17 protein-coding genes and 2 pseudogenes are annotated in these 21,044 nt (G+C 43.0%); 13 read left to right on the top strand and 6 right to left on the bottom strand.

Annotated features, from left to right (window positions below; translation table 11 throughout):
- Nucleotides 1-710 precede the first annotated feature (710 nt).
- The 11 genes and pseudogenes from F6K53_RS32065 (at nt 711) to F6K53_RS32015 (ending at nt 10,745) form a co-directional block, all read left to right on the top strand.
- Nucleotides 711-2,222 (top strand): reverse transcriptase domain-containing protein, encoded by a 1,512-nt coding sequence (locus tag F6K53_RS32065; RefSeq protein ID WP_293024290.1) that lies wholly within the window; start codon nt 711-713, stop codon nt 2,220-2,222.
- A gap of 343 nt (nt 2,223-2,565) precedes the next feature.
- Nucleotides 2,566-4,245 carry a group II intron reverse transcriptase/maturase gene (gene ltrA, locus F6K53_RS32060; protein ID WP_365940002.1) on the top strand — a complete coding sequence of 560 codons (1,680 nt, stop codon included), beginning with the start codon at nt 2,566-2,568 and terminating at the stop codon, nt 4,243-4,245.
- 107 nt (nt 4,246-4,352) lie between these two features.
- A pseudogene (locus F6K53_RS32055) lies at nt 4,353-5,342 on the top strand (transposase); the annotation flags it as partial.
- On the top strand, nt 5,335-5,490 hold the full coding sequence (locus F6K53_RS32050) for a hypothetical protein (protein ID WP_293083481.1): 156 nt from the start codon (nt 5,335-5,337) through the stop codon (nt 5,488-5,490). The pseudogene F6K53_RS32055 and the gene F6K53_RS32050, both read left to right, overlap by 8 nt.
- 330 nt (nt 5,491-5,820) lie before the next feature.
- Nucleotides 5,821-6,699 (top strand): hypothetical protein, encoded by an 879-nt coding sequence (locus F6K53_RS32045; protein ID WP_293083478.1) that lies wholly within the window; start codon nt 5,821-5,823, stop codon nt 6,697-6,699.
- A gap of 165 nt (nt 6,700-6,864) precedes the next feature.
- Nucleotides 6,865-7,293: a DUF3574 domain-containing protein gene (locus tag F6K53_RS32040; RefSeq protein WP_083305243.1), complete on the top strand. Its 429-nt coding sequence runs from the start codon at nt 6,865-6,867 to the stop codon at nt 7,291-7,293.
- 243 nt (nt 7,294-7,536) lie between these two features.
- Nucleotides 7,537-8,586 carry a DMT family transporter gene (locus F6K53_RS32035; RefSeq protein WP_293072002.1) on the top strand — a complete coding sequence of 350 codons (1,050 nt, stop codon included), beginning with the start codon at nt 7,537-7,539 and terminating at the stop codon, nt 8,584-8,586.
- 79 nt (nt 8,587-8,665) lie between these two features.
- Complete coding sequence (locus F6K53_RS32030; RefSeq protein WP_293072003.1) at nt 8,666-9,280, top strand: CPBP family glutamic-type intramembrane protease; 615 nt, start codon at nt 8,666-8,668, stop codon at nt 9,278-9,280.
- A gap of 16 nt (nt 9,281-9,296) precedes the next feature.
- On the top strand, nt 9,297-9,440 hold the full coding sequence (locus F6K53_RS32025) for a hypothetical protein (protein ID WP_293072004.1): 144 nt from the start codon (nt 9,297-9,299) through the stop codon (nt 9,438-9,440).
- Between the two features lie 4 nt (nt 9,441-9,444).
- Nucleotides 9,445-10,203: pseudogene (locus F6K53_RS32020) on the top strand (cation:proton antiporter).
- Entirely contained in the window at nt 10,203-10,745 is a 543-nt protein-coding gene (locus tag F6K53_RS32015) for a cation:proton antiporter (RefSeq protein ID WP_293019359.1), read from the top strand. Before F6K53_RS32020 ends, F6K53_RS32015 begins: the two are co-directional and overlap by 1 nt.
- Here the strand turns inward: F6K53_RS32015 and F6K53_RS32010 are convergent.
- The 3 genes from F6K53_RS32010 to F6K53_RS32000 form a co-directional block, all read right to left on the bottom strand.
- Nucleotides 10,678-10,821 (bottom strand): hypothetical protein, encoded by a 144-nt coding sequence (locus tag F6K53_RS32010; protein WP_293019357.1) that lies wholly within the window; start codon nt 10,819-10,821, stop codon nt 10,678-10,680. The genes F6K53_RS32015 and F6K53_RS32010 overlap by 68 nt on opposite strands.
- Nucleotides 10,822-11,050: 229 nt before the next feature.
- Nucleotides 11,051-13,192, bottom strand: coding sequence for an endonuclease/exonuclease/phosphatase family protein (locus F6K53_RS32005; protein WP_293072005.1), 2,142 nt, complete (start codon nt 13,190-13,192; stop codon nt 11,051-11,053).
- A gap of 699 nt (nt 13,193-13,891) precedes the next feature.
- Nucleotides 13,892-14,878: a hypothetical protein gene (locus tag F6K53_RS32000; RefSeq protein ID WP_293036500.1), complete on the bottom strand. Its 987-nt coding sequence runs from the start codon at nt 14,876-14,878 to the stop codon at nt 13,892-13,894.
- 225 nt (nt 14,879-15,103) lie between these two features.
- On the opposite strand from F6K53_RS32000, the gene F6K53_RS31995 reads away from it, so the two are divergent.
- Both F6K53_RS31995 and dnaG read left to right on the top strand, forming a co-directional pair.
- Nucleotides 15,104-15,706 (top strand): Uma2 family endonuclease, encoded by a 603-nt coding sequence (locus F6K53_RS31995; RefSeq protein WP_293029056.1) that lies wholly within the window; start codon nt 15,104-15,106, stop codon nt 15,704-15,706.
- Between the two features lie 168 nt (nt 15,707-15,874).
- Nucleotides 15,875-17,833 carry a DNA primase gene (gene dnaG / locus F6K53_RS31990; RefSeq protein WP_293083475.1) on the top strand — a complete coding sequence of 653 codons (1,959 nt, stop codon included), beginning with the start codon at nt 15,875-15,877 and terminating at the stop codon, nt 17,831-17,833.
- 26 nt (nt 17,834-17,859) lie between these two features.
- On the opposite strand, the gene F6K53_RS31985 is transcribed toward dnaG, so the two are convergent.
- From F6K53_RS31985 to F6K53_RS31975, 3 genes are all read right to left on the bottom strand, one after another.
- Nucleotides 17,860-18,717: an ion channel gene (locus tag F6K53_RS31985; RefSeq protein ID WP_293036504.1), complete on the bottom strand. Its 858-nt coding sequence runs from the start codon at nt 18,715-18,717 to the stop codon at nt 17,860-17,862.
- A 77-nt stretch (nt 18,718-18,794) separates the two neighbouring features.
- Complete coding sequence (locus F6K53_RS31980; protein WP_293073427.1) at nt 18,795-19,550, bottom strand: hypothetical protein; 756 nt, start codon at nt 19,548-19,550, stop codon at nt 18,795-18,797.
- 238 nt (nt 19,551-19,788) lie between these two features.
- Nucleotides 19,789-20,535, bottom strand: coding sequence for a thioredoxin domain-containing protein (locus tag F6K53_RS31975; protein ID WP_293073430.1), 747 nt, complete (start codon nt 20,533-20,535; stop codon nt 19,789-19,791).
- Between the last annotated feature and the right edge of the window lie 509 nt (nt 20,536-21,044).

Raw genomic sequence — 21,044 nt, 5'->3', positions numbered from 1 at the left:
GACCGATGTTAGTAGCAGGCAGAGAACTCATGGGTACGAGAGAAAGGTATGTTTGAATCATCGTCATTGTAGTGTAGCGAAAGAAGGTTTGATACGCTACAGACAAAAAAGTCAACGGAGTTAGGATGTGCGGCTTGTTCTAAGTAAGAGCCTCCTTTACCAGGAGGGGTAAGACTTAGGTAATTCGCGGGGACAACCCCGAAAGATTACAACTATTCATCCGGATGGCGGTGCAAACCCGACCCCTAGAAGAGACTAGTGACTCCCTATCTTGGCCACACCGAGCAAGGCGACACCCTTGCAGAGTGAAGCTGGCACCAGGGCGGAATCAGACACCAATCAGATGGGTGACACTGCCGCTAACGGGGAGGTGACATGGGTAACAGTAGCGAAAGTCCTGAAAAAGTGTCTAACTTCGGAGCCGCAATCTGACTAGTACATGCGAGACTTGATTCCCTAATCCTCACAGTGTTCTGTCCTGGACAACTGTAATCTCCGAGGAGGGAATAGGCAAAATGGACTACCCTAAATCACCACAACAATCTGATGAATGGAACAAGTAAAAACGGTAGCACAAAAATAGGTCTGTAGGCCGGTCGAACCTACGGTAAGTGATGTCACACTTAATCCCTACTACCGGGTAGGATGCAGGTAGAAACTGCCTGCGGGTATTCAGAATATACAAACTCTAGTAGAGCACGGTTAGACACATGAGCAATCATAGTGAACTCTGGAAAAATCAGAAGTGGAAGAAACTCCGCCAAAATTTATTCCGCCTACAAAAGCGTGTATACAAAGCGGTTCAAGCAGGTGACCTGAAGAAAGCCAGGTCTCTACAGAAACTGATTATGAAATCCCGCTCAGCACAACTGCTGGCTGTCCGACAAGTAACACAGCTAAATAAAGGCAAAAGAACTGCTGGAATTGACGGAAAGTCAAAACTCAATTTCAGGGAACGCATGGAACTGGTTGAAACATTGACCCGTTACGGCCACGACTGGAAACATAGCGGACTACGGGAACATCCAATCCTTAAAAAGAATGGAAAGACCCGAATGTTAAAGATACCAACCATAGCCGACCGAGCATGGCAATGTCTAGCCAAATTCGCCCTAGAACCAGCCCACGAGGCAACGTTCAGTGCCGACAGTTATGGATTCAGGACCGGAAGAAGCGCACAAGACGTGCAAAAACGGCTATTCCTACACCTGAAATCCGACAAAAACGGTATAAACAAGCGAATAATCGAACTAGACATAAAAAAATGCTTTGACCGCATCTCACACAGCTCAATCATGGATAGATTGTTAGCTCCTGCGTGCCTAAAACAGGGGATTTTCAGGTGCCTAAAAGCAGGCATCAATCCGGAATTCCTAGAGCAAGGAACACCCCAAGGTGGTGTGGTCAGCCCTTTACTAGCAAATGTGGCACTTAACGGAATAGAAGATATACACACCAGCCTGCGATACGCAGACGACATGGTGTTTATCCTCAAGCCAAAAGATAACGCTGAAAAAATTCTCCAAAAAGTAAAAAACTTTCTGGCAGAAAGAGGAATGGAAATCAGTGAAGAAAAGACCAAGCTGACCAAAACGACAGACGGATTTGACTTCCTGGGGTGGAGATTCCGCGCCAGAAAAGACGGAAAATTCTCGTGTATTCCCTCAGAGGAAAACCACAGAAACATACGTAAGAAGATTAAAACCGTGGTCAACTGCTCGAATTATGGTGCCAAAGTAAAAGCCAAAAAGTTAGCCCCAATTGTTCGCGGATGGCGTAACTATCACAGTAGTTGCGATATGAGTAGCTCAAGGGATAGCTTATGGTTCATGAACCAGACCGCAAACCGAAAATTCCGAAAGGAAAAGAAAGTAAACCGGTATCAGGCCAACGAACTATGCAAAAAGGCATTCCCAAAAGTAGGTTACAAACAGAACCAACACGTGAACGTCAAGGGGACTAAGTCACCCTATGACGGCGACTTAGTCTACTGGAGCAAAAGGAATTCCCGCCTCTACTCCGGTGCTACTTCAGACGCTCTGAAACGGCAAAACCATTCTTGTGGACACTGTGGATTGAAGTTCCTAGAAGACGAGTCTGTACATCTTCATCATATCGATGGAAACCACGACAACCGGAAAACGAAGAACTTACTAGCAGTTCATCGGAGCTGCCACCAACAGATACACTGGAGCATGCCGAAAGGCCGGTCAAAAGACTGAGTTTACCCAGGAGCTGGGTGAGGTGAAAGTCTCACGCCCAGTTCTGAAGCGGAGGTGCTCCCCTTAATAGGGGACATCGACCGTAACTACAAAGTTGGATGTCCTTGTAACGATTTCCCACATAACTCCCGGTGAATAGTACCACCCTAAAAGTTCACAGAATGGTTATCAGGAACGAAGTAACCTCACATGCACTCTCAGTAAGGTCGATTATTGAGTAGGTAGTTAGCCGCAAGTCATGTGTAGGAAAGATAGAGTCAAAAGCTAACGTCTAGGGTAATGCCTAGGATATGCTGACAGACTCACGTTACAGGAAGAGATATAGTTGCCAGTAGTAATGAATATGTCTAAAACTCGGGGGTTCGCCCCACAGTCGGAATGGAAGAAAGTCAACTGGCGTAAGCTAGAAATGACTGTCTTTAAGTTACAAAAACGAATATATCGAGCCTCAAGCCGTGGTGATGTCCGCGTGGTGCGAAAGCTGCAAAAAACCCTGATGAAATCCTGGTCAGCTAAAATGATTGCGGTTAGAAGGGTAACCCAACAGAACAAAGGCAAAAAGACTGCCGGAATAGACGGGGTTAAATCCCTAACACCAAAACAACGCCTCGCCTTAGTAGCCAGCCTTAAAGTTCAAAGAAAGGCCAAACCAACCAGAAGGGTATGGATTCCCAAACCTGGACGAACGGAAAAACGCCCATTGGGGATTCCCACCATGTATGACCGCGCCTTACAAGCACTTGCGTGCGCGGCTCTAGAACCGGAATGGGAAGCAAAATTTGAACCCAATTCCTACGGATTTAGACCAGGACGCTCATGTCACGATGCAATCGAAGCAATATTTAAAAGTATCAAGCAAAAACCCAAATGGGTACTAGATGCCGATATAGCAAAATGTTTCGACAAAATCAACCATGATGCACTTCTGACAAAATTAAATACATATCCGTCACTAAGACGATTAATCAAATCATGGTTAAAAGCCGGTGTGATAGATAACGGAACATTCTCATCTATAAAAGAGGGTACTCCCCAAGGTGGAGTTATATCCCCACTCTTGGCAAATATAGCCCTTCACGGAATGGAGGAACGAATCAAACAATATGCCAAATCTATGAAAGGAGATAAAAAAAGAAACAAAAAGGCATTAAATTTGATTCGATATGCTGATGACTTTGTCATCCTGCATAAAGAACAAACTGTGGTAGAAGAATGTCAAAGAATCATCAACGAATGGTTGAATGACATGGGATTGGAATTAAAACCAAGTAAGACCAAAATTACCCACACTCTTGACGGATTTGATTTCTTAGGATTTACTATCCGTCAATACCAAGTAGGTAAACACCAGTCAAAACAAGGTTTTAAAACCATCATCAAACCATCTAAGGAAAAAGTTCAAGAGCATTATAGGCAGCTCTCAAAATCTATCGACAAACACAGAGCTGCCCCTCAGGAGGCACTAATACGCCACCTAAAACCAATTATACGTGGATGGTGTAATTACTACAAGAGTGTTTGTAGTCAAGAAACTTTCGACGAATTAGGAAACATGCTTTGGAATAAACTCCAAAGATGGGGATACAGGAGACATCCAAAGAAATCAAAAACCTGGGTAAACGATAAATACTGGGGAACCATCGAAGGTGATAACTGGACATTTATGACAGGGAAAGATAATTATCTCCCCAAACATGCCAAAACAAAAATTGTAAGGCACACAAAAATCCAGGATACCAGAAGTCCCTATGATGGAGACCTAATCTATTGGAATACCAGAATGAGAAAGCATCCTGAGATGACCACTCAGAAGGGAAAACTTTTAGAACGGCAAGAAGGGAAATGCACTCATTGTGGTCTTACCTTTAGGGATGGAGATTTAATGGAAAAACATCACATAATACCACGCGCACTAGGGGGAAATAATTCAGACAAAAATCTCGAATTATTACACCTACATTGTCACGATGTCAAACACGGAAAGAGAATCAACTCCAATGAGTTAGATGAAAACCCGTTCTAGAGGAGCCACTGTCAAGGATTGTACTGTAATGAGGAGCCGTATGATATGAAAGTGTCACGTACGGTTTTGGAGACGAGTCGGTGAGGCGACTCACCGGCTTAGTTTAATATTCCCAGGTGCTTCAGGATGTAGTCAAAAGAGTAAAGCACGCTTTTGATAGATTTGTTAAGGGGGATTGCAATGGGAAGCGGAGTGGTAAACCCAGGTTTAAGAAACAACACCGCTACCGCACCTTTACCTACCCCCAAATGAAAGAAGGTTGTTTGGATGGCAATCTTATCAACCTCCCTAAAATAGGTAAAATCAAGGTTTTACTACATCGCCCTATTCCTGATGGATTCAAAATAAAAACAGCTTCGATCACCAAAAAGTGTGATAGATATTATCTGGTATTGTCCCTAGAAGATAAAACTGTACCTGAAGTTAAACCTGACATTAATCCTGACTCAATAGTCGGTATTGATGTTGGTCTTAAGGAGTTTTTGACTACTTCGGAAGGAGAGACAATAGAAATTCCTCAGTATTACCGAAAATCTCAAAAAAGATTGAAGGTTATTCAGAAAAGGGTATCTCGACGTAAGAAGGGAGGCAGCAACAGACTCAAGGCTATCAAGCAACTTGGTAGACAGCACAAAAAAGTAGCGGATAAACGGAAAGACTTCCACTTTAAAACCGCCAATTATTTGCTGTCAAAATACGATGTAGTAGCTCACGAAAAGTTAAATGTAAAGGGACTGGCTAAGTCCCGATTGGCTAAGTCTGTATTGGATGCGGGTTGGTCAAGCTTTCTGACAATCCTGGCAAGCAAAGCCGAAAATGCTGGCTTGTTGGCGGTTCCGGTAAGTGCCCAAAACACCTCACAGAATTGCTCCAATTGTGGCAAAAAAGTTACCAAAAAGCTGCATACAAGGTGGCACGATTGTCCCCATTGTGGTTGCAGCCTCGATCGTGATCATAATGCAGCGATCAATATACGAAACAGAGCGGCAGGGCAGTCCGTTCTTAAAGCCCAGCGCCTCCTAAGCGATGGCCGGATTGGCTGGGAAGCCTACACGCTCACCCAACGGGTCAGTGTAGGAGCTGTCACCAATGATTGATCCAGATTTGGCTAAGAATCAACTTGACTTAATGACGCGGGAGTGGTATTTGCATCCCAATGGGCAAATTCCCGCCTATGAATGGAACTTTTCAGATGTCAATCCTCCCGTGCATGGGTGGGCAACCTGGCAAGTTTATCAGCTATAAAAACAGTTCCATGGAACAAGCGATCGCCAATTTTTAGAACGGGTCTTTCAAAAGCTTCTGCTTAACTTTACCTGGTGGGTTAACCGCAAAGATTTCGACGGCAACAATGTATTTGAAGGGGGGTTTTTAGGATTAGATAATATTGGAGTATTTGACCGCAGTTCAGAGCTTCCATTCGGCGGGTATATTGAGCAATCTGATGGCACCAGCTGGATGGGAATGTACTGTCTTAATATGCTCACTATTGCCCTAGAATTAGCGTGATAAAACCCTGTCTATGAAGACATTGCTACTAAGTTTTTTGAACACTTCCTCTACATTGCCGCTGCTATGAATAATATTGGGGAAGATGAGACGCAATTGTGGGATGAAGAGGATGGCTTTTTCTATGATGTGCTACACTTACCTAATCAGGAACAGTTGCGCCTGAAAGTACGCTCCATGGTAGGGTTAATTCCTCTGTTTGCCGTCACTACTATAGAACCAGAGACGCTCAATAAACTTCCGGGTTTTAAAAAACGATTGGAGTGGTTTATTCAACATCGCCCTGATCTCAAACGCAATGTTGCTTGTATGGAAACTAAGGGAGTAGGCGCAAAGCGGATGCTTGCTCTATGTTATATGACTCTTGGCAAAGTGGTAGAAAGTGATAAATTCCGCCGCATTCTGAGCAAGTTGTTGGATGAAAATGAGTTTTTAAGTGACTATGGTATCAGAGCTATTTCTAAGTTTCATAAGGATAATCCTTATCTATTTTATGTCAATGATAATGAACATCGTGTAGACTACGAACCTGCTGAATCTAGTAATGGGTTATTTGGGGGAAATTCTAACTGGCGTGGTCCGATTTGGATGCCCCTTAACTATCTCTTAATTGAATCCTTGCAAACCTTCCATTACTATTTAGGAGATACGTTTAAAGTGGAATGCCCTACAGGGTCAGGTAATCTGATGACCCTTGGGGAAGTCTCTGTAGAACTATCCCGGCGTCTGATTCGGATTTTCCATAAAAATCAATCCAGTCATCGTCCTCTTTATGGCAAAATTAAGGAATTTAAAACTGCTCCGAATTGGCACAATTTAATTCTGTTATATGAATATTTCCATGGCGATAGTGGCTTAGTAATTGGAACAAGTCACCAAAATGGTTGGACTGGATTAATTGCAAAACTGATCCAACAATGTGCTGACTATAGTGATTCTAAATGATTTATGGACAATACTTTTATTTAAGACCTCAGTGGTAGGGTGCGTTATTAACCTATCCTACAGGTATAGTTATTACCTAACTCTGGCTCAATTAAGTAGGTGGGCATAAATAAACGTTAAATTGTGCTACGGTGCTATAGTGCTATAAGATCTCATTGTCTAACTATGAAAACATTAAGTAACTTCATTTGTGTGGTAGTAATTTTTGTATTATTTTTGTTGACTTTCCCTCAAAGCAATCTCGCATCATCATCTTGTCCAGTAGAAGGCCAAACCATGTCTAAGGTTGAACTCTATTTTGGTTTAAACATCCCTGGTGGCGGAAAAGTGGAACCTCTAGTATGGCAAAAGTTCCTTGATAATGTAATAAGCCCTCGATTTCCAGATGGGCTAAGCATTGACAAAATATCAGGACAATGGCGAGATGCTAAAACAGACAAGACAATACAGGAGGAGTCCCGTATGGTGATGATCCTTTATAAGCGCTCTGCAAAGGCAGAGCAAGCTATTGAAGATATCCGTGCCGCCTATAAGTCACAATTCCAACAAGACTCAGTTATGCGTCTTGATGAGATAAACTGTGTCTCATTTTGAATCGATGGTACATCTGGACACGATATAATTCATTGAAACCAGGGTAAGCGCAAGAAAAAATTGCCCATAATGTGGATTGGGTGGATATCGGTTGATCGTGGCTCGAAACCCCTATAATCTAGTAGAACTGTACTCGCAATAGAATTAATTTGTTGAGAATGGCGCGGTTTTTTTATCAATAAGCCTAGGCTTATTGATTCTTGCGCTTACCCTGTCATTTAAACTTTGCTATTGTCAACGTCTATGTCAAGTTTCATTGCTAAAATAACAGATTGGTTGAATCGGATTCCAGGGCGTGGTTACTTATTGATCGCTATCCTAATTTTTGCAGCAGCGAATTCGGTCATTCGTAAGCTCACTGACCTGGGTGCAGATAATTTAATTGATGGTAACAATCCTATTTCCTTCTGTAATGTTTTGTTTGTTGGCAATCTCTGCGCGTTGCTAGCGTTGATTGCTATTTATGGACGACAGTGGAATTTTCGAGCCCTAAGACAACTCTCTGGAACAGATTGGTTAGGGTTACTGGGTGTCGCAGTTTTGTCAGGAGCACTGGCACCATCTCTGATATTTATCGCTCTTGAGCGCACTGCTGTTAATAATGTAGTGCTGATTGGACGCATTGAGCCTCCTCTGGCTTTGGCTTTGTCAGTTTTACTTCTCAAAGAACGGGTAAATCGTTGGGTGATAGCTGGTGCGATTATTTCATTTATTGGTGTCATCCTGACTATTTTGCTTCAGCCTCCGCAGGAAAACATGATTACTATGGCGGGAGGCTTTAGGATTGGTGTCGGTGAATTGATGGCAGCAGCAGGTGCGATCGCATTAGCAATTTCTACGATTATTAGTAAAGTGAAGCTGCGCCAAATCCCTCTGGGCATCTTTACGGTGTTCAGAACTGCTACAGGTACAGTCATTTTCTTTGTTGTGGTGATTAAGTTATTTGGAGTAGGTCACTTTATGAATGTTTTCTCACCCTTTGTCTGGCAATGGATGCTCCTCTATGGAGCTGTGATTGTAGTAGGGGGTCAACTCTGTTGGTTTAAGGGTTTGAAGACTACTACTGCATCCGATGTTTCTCTGGCCAGTTCGTTTAGTCCAGTAGCGGGCATTTTAGCAGCTTACTTGATTCTCTCAGAAGTACCAACAATAGCTCAATATATTGGTGGTGCTGTAATTATTTGTGGCATTGTGCTCAATCAAATTGGTATTGCTCGCAAACTTCATAAAACTGATACTGTAATTGTGGAAGAATCGATGAAAGAAATGGAAGTTGGGTTTAAGGGAGTATGAATGTAAGCATTCAGCTAATGCTTACGTATTAACATCTTTATGTTACTAGTTATAGAGATGTCACTATGGAGATGTCACTATGGAGATGTCAGCCAAATTTGCTGAAAGAGTTGCCGAGCGCTTGATTGCTGGGATATTAACGTTTCCTGATGGTCAAGCTTGGGTAATTGTAGTTATCTTAATTGTGATCTATGGTTTAATTGCTTTACCGATTGGTTTACGGAACGGTTTTCTGCAACTAGATCAGAACTTACTTACTATTGATAATTCCCCATTATCTCCTTTATTCAGGAAAACTGATCTAAATGCTGTTAATTTCAAAACCTCTTGGCATCTAGTGGGAAAGATTATGATAACTGCTCTGTTTACCCCAGCAATAGCTGAGGAGATATTTTTCCGGGTTTTATTATTACCTCATCCCTCAGAAAACCCTTCCTTAATTTCAATATACGCTTGGTCTACAGTAAGTTTATTCATTTTTGTTATCTATCATCCTCTGAATGCTATCACCTTCTATCCGGCGGCACGGGAAACATTTTTTAAACCTATTTTTCTATTCCTAGCTACACTTTTGGGAATTATTTGTACTATTGCTTATATTAAAAGTGGCTCCATCTGGACAGCTGTCGTCATTCACTGGTTGTTTGTTGTGATCTGGCTGATTGGCTTGGGTGGTAAAAGCAGACTTTTGTAACTTAAGCTATCAGCTAATGCGCTACGCGCACGCTACGCGAACAGCTATCAGCGCTTTTCATAACTATGAGGTACACAGGTTTTTTTCCCTATTCCCTATTCCCTGTTCCCTGTTCCCTATTCCCTTTGCTATCGCACTGACGCACTCAGGACTTAGATAATTTCATGAACACTGAACTATTTGCGATTATTGCCCTATTTATCCTTGGCTTTGGTTTAATTTCTGGGCGCATTGAGAAAAGTGTGATTACTCCACCGATGGCTTTTGTTATCTTTGGAATTTTATTGAGTCCGCCATTGTTGGGTTTATTGAATCTAGACGTAGAGCATGAGTTTGTTCGGATAATTGCTGAATTTACCTTGATTCTGGTTTTGTTCACTGATGCTTCTCGGATTAATCTTAAACTGTTGCGTCGAGAGTACAATTTACCAGTACGTCTGTTAGGTATTGGTCTACCGCTGACAATTATCCTAGGAACAATTTTGGCAGTACTGTTGCTTGGAGGTAGGTTATAATTCTGGGAAGCAGCGGCCTTGGCAACAATTCTGGCTCCCACTGATGCGGCTTTAGGACAAGCGGTGGTCAGCAGTCGGAGTGTTCCGATTTGTATTCGTCAATCCCTCAATGTTGAAAGTGGTTTGAATGATGGTATTTGTTTACCGATTCTATTAATTTTCCTCTCTTTAGCTGGAACAATGGAAGGGACGGGAACAGCAAGCTTTTGGTTTCGCTTTGCTGCTATGCAAGTGATTCTCGGACCAATCGTTGGGGTAGCAGTTGGCTATATTGGCGGTTGGTTGGTGTCAGAGAGTGCTCGCCGCAAGTGGATTACTCATAGTTTTGAAGATTTATCGGTATTAGGACTGTCGTTATTCGCTTATGCGATTGGCCGTAGGCCACGCCAAAGGCGATCGCAGAATTAGTGGGGGGCAATGGTTTTATTGCCGCCTTTTGTGCTGGCTTAACCCTAGGGAATACAGCTCCATCAATTTGTGATTGTTTATATGAGTTTGGAGAAGCAGAGGGACAGTTGCTGGTGCTGCTGATTTTTATGATTTATGGGTCAATGATGGTGTTTCCTGCTCTGGATGAGGTGAATTGGCAGATGGGATTGTACGCCGTTGCTACTCTGACCATTGCTCGGATGGTAGGGGTTGCTATTAGCGTGATTGGTATGAAGTTGCGTTGGTATACTATCTTATTTCTGGGCTGGTTTGGACCGAGGGGAGTGGCTTCAATATTGTATGGTTTACTAATTTTAGAGGGGGATGGAATTCAGGGTAGTGAAGTGATGTTTAGCACTATGGTAGTAACTGTGTTGATCAGTGTGTTTGCTCATGGTTTAACGGCTTTTCCAGGAGCTAACTGGTATGGTAAGCACATGGCAAGATTTAAAGCTACCCATGACATGCCAGAATTGATGCCACGGTCGGAAATGCCTGTTCGTTTGTCTTGGCGTAAATGATAGGGAGTAGGGAGTAGGGAGTAGGGAGTAGGGAGTCGGGAGTAGGCAAGCTAGCAATAGTTTTGGAACTTTGCAAGAGGTCTTCTGAGTAGACTAGTAATCCTAACAGTAGCCGAAGTTATTGTAGCCCTTGAGAAGCACCGAAAATCAGCTAAATAACGTTAAACATTATTTGGAACAGGATAAAGATTATTCAACCAAATAACCTTCAACCTTCAACCAAATAACCTTCAACCAAATAACCTTCAACTTGCTAACCTCCAACCTCACAACCTTCAACCTTGAAAATCAAACATAATTCTAGATTATAACACAAAATTACTAGCATCATGGAGCTCAACAACATCAACATCTTCGAGAACCAGAAATATCTGACTTCCATCTGAATTAGTATTTAAAGAAGGAAACGAAAAATCGTGTTCTAATTCCCTGAAAACCCCTTGATAATTGCTGGCATCCGAGCCATCTTTGTTAAACAAAACAACAGCACTATTGTCCTGTGAACCAAAACTCAGAAAGCCCCGATTAATCGCATCTGCATAATTAGCAACTGTAATTCCGTTATTATTAAATAACTCAGTAAGAACAATTTTGTCACTTCCCACTTCAAAGTCGGTGATCTGATCGCCAGCATCTCGGTGTGAAGTGTAGACAAACTGATCATTACCACCACCACCAGTGAGCAAATCTCGAGCTTGGAAACCAGTGATAATGTCATTGTTATCAGTACCAGTCAGCTGATCACTACCTGCGGTGCCATTGATAATAGTTGGCTCAGGTAAGGTAAAGCGAGCCAAAATTGGGTCATGGTCGCTAGCTTGGTCAGCAAACTCACTGTTGACGTGGACAATGTCATACTCAGCACGAGCATTAACTAGGTTATCACTGACTAAAATGTGGTCAAGTGCCTGAGAGTTCCCTTCAAAAATAAATGTGTAACGCTCATCCTCTGGTAACGTTTCCGTCAGATTGGTCAGCACTGAATTGTGAGCTCCCTTAAGAGTTTCCAGTGGTTTTTCAAAATCAAACGTATTGAAGTCTCCGAGCACTACCACATTGGCATCAGGGTCATTAGTCAGAATGGTATCGACGAAATCGTTAAGGATTTGAGCTTGTTGATTCCGTTTCTCCTCCTGACCGTTGTGTGGTGGTTGATTCTCACCAAAGAGAGGGTCACTACCACCCTTGGAAGAGAAGTGATTATTAATAACAGAGATGGTTTCACCGTTAAACTCAAACTCCGTCAACAAAGACTTGCGGGTATTATCGAAAGCCGTCTCACCAACACCAATACGTTGAGCAGAATCAGTGTTGATGGTAACTCGGTTAGGGTTGTAGAGGTAACCGACGCGGATATTACCACCAGGTTGACCCCCATCCTGACCGTCCACAGGGGGGATATCAAAGAAGGAGTACTGAGGTCCACCAGTAGCAACTATGGCATTAATCAGAGTTTCGTAGGTTTCCCTAGCATCCACATTACCATTGTCTATAGTTCCGTTATTGTCTTGAACCTCTTGCAGAGCAATGATATCCGGGGATTGGAGATTATTGATAACTTGAAATGCGATCGCATTAAATTTACCATCACCGATATCATCATCCCCATCTTGACTATTGGGGTCGAGGTTTTCGACATTGAAGCTAGCAATCGTAACTTGATTTGCACTACTGACTAAATTCGTTATCTCTGGGGTTAGGTTACCGGATGTAGCACGAATTGGTTCAGTAGACTGGAGTTCAAAGTTACCGAAACTGTAGCTAAGTACCCCTGTTACAGTACCGAGCTCGTCACCGACATTAACTATAGGAGAGGTGCCATTCAATAGAGTGTCATCAATCTGAATTCGTTCTGGATTGAAGTCACCGTCACTAATGGTAATGCCACCACGATTATTAACACCAGTAGGATTGACATCACCTGGAACCGTCCAAATTTCACCAAACCTATTAGTGGGAGCAACCGCTACAGCATTATTGATTTGCACCCGCATCCCTTCTAGGCTTTCGTAAAAGTCGATGCTATCAGTAGCTTCATTGAAGTCAGTTAAACCATCATCATCAATAATTTCTGTAGGTACTGTACGGTCTTCACCGATAACCACTGCAGTAGGTAAAGGGTTGTTCGATGATAAGACCCTAATATTAGTCAGGTTAGTAATTTCAGTCAGGGTTAAGTCATCGGAACGGTTACTACGCCGAAATTCTTGGACATCACCACTCACTTGCACCTCGTCACGGATTCTGACCGTAGGAGTAGAATTAGTAAAGACAAAAATTCCATCTGAGGTGGCATCATTATTATCTCCATAAGGGTCTTGTAGGTAGAAGCCGTTGCTCGCTACCCCAGTCACAATACCTGTAGTGGTGACAGACTGACCAACAAATGGTGAGATATGACCTTCACCTTGGATGTCGTATATGGGACGTATGATTCGATTTGTCATATACCTACGTTTCTCTTTAGCACTCACTAGTAATTTCAGGTTTTTGTCTTGGTTTTAAAACCAACGAATCTTTAGCTATTAACTATCAGCTGTCAGCGGTCACCTATCAGCTATCAGCGAATGTATGCAATCCCTGATAAATAAATAGAGTCGAAACTTTATATAGTCTGTAGAGATGTTATGTATAAGGTCTCTACAGAGGCTTTTTTTCGTGAGCAATGCTTGATTTAATTACCTATATTGCTTCTATTCTGTTTTATTTATTAAAATAAAATGCAATAATAAATATTAACTATCAAAAAATAAAGTAAGCAGCTACTTATGATGTTACTTGATATTAGTTAATATTTGGTGATTATTTTGTTTTTTTACTAGATTTTTATTTATCTAGCAAGACTTTGAAAAAAATTAATTGAATCAGGAAGAGATAGCAGTTGACAAGTTACTTTGAAATGGTTATACAGATACACTCTAGCTGTAATAATTCAGGGATCAGCTTCTAAGCAGTCAGCTTTTAAATCAAGACAAACATAGGCATTTAGCCCTGGGACGAGTACATGAGGTGCGACCCGTGATGGCGAGCAATCCCTTGACCGTAGGTCACGCGGGGCGCGTTCGCCATCACGGAAAGCGCACCTAAGTGATTATGGAAAAGCCTCAAGAAGCTGATCGCTGACCGCTTAATGCTTACACTTCCTATCAATCAGATATACTCTCTCCAAACCTCTCCAACAGTTCCTCACGGGACAAGTTAAGCAGCACCTGAGTACGCTCTGTGATCGGCAACTGCATCAAAGGCTCAATTGTCCGGGATAATTCGAGATCAACACGGCCAAACCGCCCTGCCAGTAGATTCTCTACCATCAGGCGCTGTCCCTCTAAATTGCCTTGTTCCCGGCCTTGTTCCCGGCCTTGTTCCCGGCCTTGTTCCCGGCCTTGTTCCCGGCCTTGTTCCCGGCCTTGTTCCCGGCCTTGTTCTAAGGTTTCTTCTCGCCAACGCAAATAAGCTGGTGATAAATTCATAATTAACTCCCTGTCGTCTTCAGTTAAATCTTCTCTGTCTTCTATTTTGATGCGCCAGTTGGCCAGAATCTCTAAGATGTTGCCCCGTAAAGGGTGTCCAACTGGCAGTGCCACCAATTCCTTAATGGCTTGCTCCTGAGTGCGATTGCGTCCCAAAAGTCTCAACCAGAGGGTTTCTTCCGTAACCGGTAGCTGGTTAATGGCCACCAGGGCTGTCTTGAACAACTCAGGCAAAAAATAGACTCCTTCCACCCAATTCCCTGAATCATCAAGTTTGGCGGCAAAACCATTCAATAGGTTGCTTGAACAAGAAGGAGACAGAATCCATAAACAGGGCAAGTCAGGTTCTGACACAGAATTTTTCTCTCGTCGTGCCTGGCGCTGTAGCTCACCGTAGAGGGCAAACAACTTCAGCAGACAATTACGCACCGCCATGATCCCGATGGCATTGCGGAACGGTTCCAATAAACAGGCAGTTGATGCCATCTCACCGAGCAATCCTAAAACCTGGGGTGGTGTGGAGACCGAAGGTGTTGGTAGAAACCAAATATCCACTTGGCGTACTTCACTGGTTACTTCGCGGCTGATTTGCACCTCACCGTGAGGTGTTAACAACTCCGTTAAATACTGTTTCGCAAATTGGTCGTGTGGCTGTCGGGTCATTCATCCTAATTGTTTGGGGATAGTATTAGTAGCCTTTCATCGATCAACTGGCTAAAAACAGATCCCATGGATCTTGACTTTTTGACCAAGACCTGAAACAGCATTTTGTGTCAAGTCTTGCCAACAGCTGTCATACTGAAATGGCACTAAACCTTAGAAGCACTCTGGGCGCTCCCCTTAGAATAGAAAAAACTCCGCACAGTGCTCGAAGCCAGGTAATTAGTCATGACAGTAGCCACCACACCTGTTGATACCAGTCCAATTGTGCTGAGGATGCCCCCAGCACTGGCTATGGATGATGACCAGTTTTTTGAATTTTGTCAGATTAACCGGGAATTAAGCATTGAACGCACATCGGCAGGGGAAATCATTATTATGTCTCCAACGGGGGGAGTAACAGGAAACCGAAATTTCAAACTAATTCAACAGCTTGCCAACTGGACGGATGACGACGGTACAGGCATTGGCTTTGATTCCTCTACTGGTTTCAAGCTTCCCAATGGTGCAGAACGTTCCCCTGATGCTGCGTGGATTAAGCTAGAGCGTTGGGATACCATTCCAACTCAGAAACAAGAAAGGTTTGCTCCCATCTGTCCTGATTTTGTGGTGGAGTTACGCTCTCCTAGTGACAAGCTAGAAACCTTGCAAAATAAAATGACCGAGTATATCGATAATGGGGCAAAGCTGGGCTGGCTGATAGACCGCAAGCATCAACGGGTTTATGTTTATCGTCCTGGAGTGGAAACCGAACGGTTAGACAATCCTGCTACTGTTAGCGGTGAGGCAGTTTTGCCTGGTTTTGTGCTAAAGCTCTCGAAAATCTGGTAAGGGTCTTAATAGAATGCGCGAATTTAGAATGCGCGAATTTAGAATTACATTCTTCATTATTTGATCACAAAACCTTTTCCCTATGCATCCCCCCTGCTTCACGCTACTCGGGGGAATTCCGCGAGTTTTGTTAAAAACACCCTGTTGATTGTAAGCAATAATCGAGCAATGAACATTCCACGGCTACACCCAAACACTATTGAAGCAGTTAAGGAACGGTCTGACATTGTGGATGTCATCTCGGAGCATGTGGTATTGCGTAAGCGTGGCAAAGACCATGTCGGTCTGTGCCCTTTCCATGAGGAAAAAACTCCCAGTTTCACTGTCAGTCCCTCTAAACAACTGTATTACTGCTTCGGCTGCCAAGCTGGAGGGAATGCGATTAAATTCCTGATGGAGATTGGCAAGCACTCCTTCTCAGATGTGGTGCTGGATTTGGCACAGCGCTACCAGGTGCCAGTCCAAACCCTCCAACCGGAACAGCGGGAGCAATTACAACGGCAACTTTCTCTACAAGAGCAACTCTACGAGATTCTGGCCTTAGCCACAGCTTTCTATCAACATGCCCTCAGACAACCCCAAGGACAGCAGGCCCTAGAGTACTTGCGCGGTAAAAGGGGTCTGAGTGAGGAAACTATCATTACTTTCGAGCTAGGGTATGCTCCAGCTAGTTGGCAAACCATTTACCGCTATCTGGTGGAACACAAACGGAAGCCAGTGAAGCTAGTTGAGCAAGCGGGATTGATTAAGCCTAGGGACAATGGTGGGTATTATGATGGCTTTCGCGATCGCATTATGATTCCCATCCACGACACCCAAGGTCGAGTGATTGGCTTTGGTGGTAGAAGTCTTGGGGATGAGCAACCGAAATACCTCAACTCTCCAGAAACTCCCCTGTTTGATAAAAGTAAAACCCTTTTTGCCCTAGATAAAGCTCGTAATTCCATTACCAAGCAAGACCAAGCTGTAGTGGTGGAAGGATATTTTGATGCGATCGCACTCCATGCTGCAGGAATTACTAATATAGTCGCCTCCCTTGGTACCGCTTTTAGTTTAGATCAAGTCCGGCAACTATCGCGCTATACTGAATCCAAGCAAATTGTGCTCAACTTTGATGCGGATGCTGCTGGTACTAATGCTGCCCAAAGAGCCATTGGAGAAATTGCTAACCTAGCTTACCAAGGACTTGTGCAGCTACGGGTACTGAACTTACCGGATGGAAAAGATGCTGATGAATTCCTCAAATCTGCTCCTGACGCTACGGAAAAATACCGACAACTGTTGCTCAATGCTCCCTTGTGGCTGGATTGGCAGATTGATCAACTCCTGATTGGCAAAGACCTCCAACAAGCCGATCAATTTCAGCAAGTCGCCCAAGCTATGGTTAAGTTACTCAAGCAACTGGACGACATCAACCAGCTCACTTATTATATTAACTACTGTGCTCAAATTCTCAGTCAAGGACAAGGGAAACTAGTATCTTTATACATAGAAAATTTACAAACTCAACTCCAAAAACCCCTTAGAGCTGCCTTTAAGAAATCACCACCTCGGTTAAAGAAACCGAAACAACAGGGTAATCAAGAATCAAACCTACCGGTTGGTAAAGAGCGCATCCTGTTAGAGCGAGCAGAAGCCTTACTGTTACGGATTTATTTACACTGTCCTGACTATCGACAAACAATTATTGATACTCTAGACCAGCGAGATTTACTCTTTAGTCTCTCTCACCATCGATTCTTGTGGCAACAAATTATTGAACTCCAAGGGATAGGCACACAATTTTACACTACCACCCCTGAACAGCTAATCTCCCGTTTACAAGACCGCAGTTTACAATTTCCTAGGGAAATGACTCAAGTCGCTCATCTATTTCATCTTGACGAAACCTGTACAGAAGATATTTTGCGAGCCCCGATGGTAATACAGGCAGCAGCAGCTTCTCTAGAAATAGTAGCTTTGGAAAAACATCGGCGCTATTGTTTAGAGCAATGGCAAAAAATTGACCTTAGTAATGATTGGCAAGGTAAGCAATACTATTGGCAGGAATGTCAAGATGCTAATCGCAGGCTGATCGAATTAGAGAAGATACGTCAGGTCGGTATTTCCGACCTATTAACTATGTAGCAGTTCTCAAACGCTATAAATTCCTATTACTTAACATCATGAAAGTGGCTATAATCAATAATTCTACTGCCGTCTGATTTCCTATCAAACATATCTACAAAACGCCTATCCCACAAAATTTCTGATGCGGTGTAGGAGTGACGACTGTGAATTGTCTGGGAAACCGTTTCATCAATACCAACTAGGGTGATAATAAGTGTGGCTTCCATTTCAGCGAGAGACTCTGGTGTTTCCCCATATAAAGGACTACTTTCATCAATCGGATGCATAACTGTCCAAGTTAGAGCAAAGCTAGGGGTTTGGCTACGCAACAGTTTCAGGTCGTAGAATCGACGCATGGATTCCCCTTCTAAGGTGACTTCATTGCGTAGCAAACTTACCCTGAGCTGAGCTTCCAGAATCCGATTATCCCGTTCATTGGCAGCGCGGAACATGAGGGTAGTTACCCCATTATGGGGCGCAATCACTGCCCTACGACTGAAGATGACTCTGGCAGTAGGGCGAGAGAAGCGGGCAAACATGAGTCCGGTTGCCATGGCTAGGGCCATCAAACCCACTAGAGCTTCTATGGTAACAATGATATTAGCATAGGAGGTCACCGGATACATGGCACCATAACCAATGGATGCCATGGTCTGAACGCTGAAGAAAAAGACATCGAAGAAAGCACCTGGACGGGCATTTTCAATACAATTTCCTCCCGCTAGGTACAATAGGGCAAAGACGATGTTTATGGCTAAATAACAAACCGCAATTAGCCCGAAAAACATTGGCCAATTAACGGTCAGCATTATATGATAAGGGTCACGCCAATAGTTATGGGATGACCCTTTTATAATTACATCTAATTGTCGTCTAGGTCTAGTCCGTTGAGCGATGCGCATCTTAGTTAGTTTAAACTGGTTAATAGCAATTTTTATTGGAAATTTTACCGTAAGCTATTAGCTTATGCGCTACGGATTTATTCAGTTACTTGACCACGGACTAATGCCCATCCTGTCGTAACCTGACCGTAAGCCCAGGTAGCGTAGGGAGCTATACATAACTTAATTAACCAGGGTATCACCATGATTGCGCTAAATATCATCAGCCCCAATACCTTGATCCCGATTTTATGAATTCCGTTCACCAACTCCTGGACTCCTGCTAGAATTTTTTGGGAATCTTCTCTAAGGGCATCGAGGTTAGGAATACCGCTGACAATAGTATTCAAAACCTTAAGTATTTCCAAATTATCCTTTAACACTGCCTTGACCTGTTGCAAACCAACCACTTGTACTTCAAACCCAGGAATAGTAGGCATATCCACTGAAACCTCTTTCATCTCGATATTGACCTTAGGAGGAAATCCACTCCCCAAGTTGACATCTGGTTTCACCGGAAGATTAACATCTGGGATGCCAAGATCAGGCAAACTCACTCCTGTAGGAATCTGTTCAACTATCTCTAAGGCTTCTTGGACCTCTGCCTTTACTGTTTTGATTGGTTCTATGATATTAGCAATGTCTTCTTTGGCTTTTTGAGTACTTTCCTTCACCTCCACTAGGGTGTTATTGATTTCCACTAAAGGGCCACTTACTAGACTTTTGATGTCATGTAAAATTGTTAAAAAAGTAATCAAAAATACCACGACTAGGATAATCGGTATTAAGGCATAGATAATCATAACTATACCATTAAGTCTTTGCCTTAAACCACTGCTTTGATCAACTCTCATCTTCTTACCTCTAGTCAATTAATCACGTTGTCTGACTAAGAAAGTATCTTAAATGTTCCTCGATTAGATATTAAGTTTTAAAGAGCGAGTGGTGCGTTACACCGACGGGCTGTGCCAACACTGGCTACCGATAAAATCAGGGCGAGCCCGTCTTATCACGCACCCTACCAACTTTTGCCTCTTGCCTTTTGCCTCTTGCCCCAAGACGTGTGTTTACAACTCAAATATAGATCCTAGATCATGATTTGACCTGTGCCAGAATACTCTCCATTTCTGATAAGTTGAGAGGAACTTGAAGTACTTCTGTGTTCAACATAAAGAAAGGAGTACCATTAAGACCCAAGCTCTGAGCTAATTTCAGATCGTCCCTAATAGCAGCTTCGGCTCCAACACTGATGCGATCGCGATTAAATTGCTCTAGATCGAGATTAAGATTTTGGGCGATCGCGACATACAAATCTTCATCCAAGTTATTTTGCTGCTCAAACAGGGCATCTTCATACTCCCAGAATTTCCCTTGCTGAAAAGCCGCCCAAGCTGCTTTAGCTGCCGGGATTGCTTCAGGATGAATCTGACTTAGGGGCAAATGCTTATATACTAAGGTTACCTGATCGGAATGTTTGTCCATAAACTGCTTTACGCTTTGGTTAGCTTGGGCACAAAATGGACATTGAAAGTCAGAAAACTCCAACAGCACAATGTTATTTTCCGCCACACCAGTAGTAGGGGAATTCCCAATTATCGATGCTGGCTCTGTACTCATTTGCTGCAAAAATGCTCGCCTGGATTGGGCTAGCTCTTGCTGTTTTTCCTGCTGGTAAGCTTGCAGCGACTGTAAAATAGCCTCTGGATTATTCCGGATAATGGTTAATACTTGCGCTTCTAGTTTATCAGGGTTAGCAAAGTTGTTGCTGCAACTGCTCAAAGTGAGCAAACACAGGAATAAGCTAACAATAGTTAAGGAAATTCGAGACAACTGTTTCATTTTCAACTGTTTACTGTTTACTAGTAATGACCAAATGTTTACTATAGCATTTTTGGCTCTTCCGTACTTGTTATGCTAAATAAACACTTTGGCAAAGGGAGCAGGTGCATCTCACATTTGTAAATGTTCGTAGGGTGCGTGATAAGACGGGCGAGCCCTTATTTTATCGGTAGCAAGTGTTAGGACAATCCGTCCCGTAACGCACCACCCAAACGGCAAAAATGAGATGCACCCGTTTCATCTTTCTCGATAAAAGAGATAAGAACACTATAGGGTTTGTATCTCGGTTGTAAAGTTATCGATTGCCGAAAAAGGCAAGAGGCAAGAGGCAAGAGGCAAGAGGTAAAAAATCATGTGTACCTCATTAGGCTAACAACCGCTATATCCCTCTTCTGTCACTCTCCGAATTCAATGATTAACAAATAAGTCAGATTATCCAGAATTAAAAAAGAATTGATATTGATTAATATCACTAATTAGCTGATTCAATCCCAGCAATAAGTTACTAT

The organism is Moorena sp. SIO4A1 (genome assembly GCF_010672065.1).
Lineage (GTDB): Bacteria > Cyanobacteriota > Cyanobacteriia > Cyanobacteriales > Coleofasciculaceae > Moorena.
The sequence above is the reverse complement of the archived record's forward strand: the minus strand, read 5'-3'. Positions and strand labels throughout refer to the sequence as shown.

Bases quoted from the DNA above. Each gene is read 5' to 3' on its own strand.
- F6K53_RS32050 (WP_293083481.1), top strand. From the start codon at position 5,335: ATGATTGATCCAGATTTGGCTAAGAATCAACTTGACTTAATGACGCGG.
- F6K53_RS31995 (WP_293029056.1), top strand. From the start codon at position 15,104: ATGACAGTAGCCACCACACCTGTTGATACCAGTCCAATTGTGCTGAGG.
- F6K53_RS32040 (WP_083305243.1), top strand. From the start codon at position 6,865: ATGAAAACATTAAGTAACTTCATTTGTGTGGTAGTAATTTTTGTATTA.
- F6K53_RS32045 (WP_293083478.1), top strand. From the start codon at position 5,821: ATGAATAATATTGGGGAAGATGAGACGCAATTGTGGGATGAAGAGGAT.
- F6K53_RS32030 (WP_293072003.1), top strand. From the start codon at position 8,666: ATGGAGATGTCAGCCAAATTTGCTGAAAGAGTTGCCGAGCGCTTGATT.
- F6K53_RS32025 (WP_293072004.1), top strand. From the start codon at position 9,297: ATGCGCTACGCGCACGCTACGCGAACAGCTATCAGCGCTTTTCATAAC.
- dnaG (WP_293083475.1), top strand. From the start codon at position 15,875: ATGAACATTCCACGGCTACACCCAAACACTATTGAAGCAGTTAAGGAA.
- F6K53_RS32035 (WP_293072002.1), top strand. From the start codon at position 7,537: ATGTCAAGTTTCATTGCTAAAATAACAGATTGGTTGAATCGGATTCCA.
- F6K53_RS32000 (WP_293036500.1), bottom strand. From the start codon at position 14,878: ATGACCCGACAGCCACACGACCAATTTGCGAAACAGTATTTAACGGAG.
- F6K53_RS32065 (WP_293024290.1), top strand. From the start codon at position 711: ATGAGCAATCATAGTGAACTCTGGAAAAATCAGAAGTGGAAGAAACTC.
- F6K53_RS31985 (WP_293036504.1), bottom strand. From the start codon at position 18,717: ATGCGCATCGCTCAACGGACTAGACCTAGACGACAATTAGATGTAATT.
- F6K53_RS31980 (WP_293073427.1), bottom strand. From the start codon at position 19,550: ATGAGAGTTGATCAAAGCAGTGGTTTAAGGCAAAGACTTAATGGTATA.
- F6K53_RS31975 (WP_293073430.1), bottom strand. From the start codon at position 20,535: ATGAAACAGTTGTCTCGAATTTCCTTAACTATTGTTAGCTTATTCCTG.
- ltrA (WP_365940002.1), top strand. From the start codon at position 2,566: ATGTCTAAAACTCGGGGGTTCGCCCCACAGTCGGAATGGAAGAAAGTC.
- F6K53_RS32005 (WP_293072005.1), bottom strand. From the start codon at position 13,192: ATGACAAATCGAATCATACGTCCCATATACGACATCCAAGGTGAAGGT.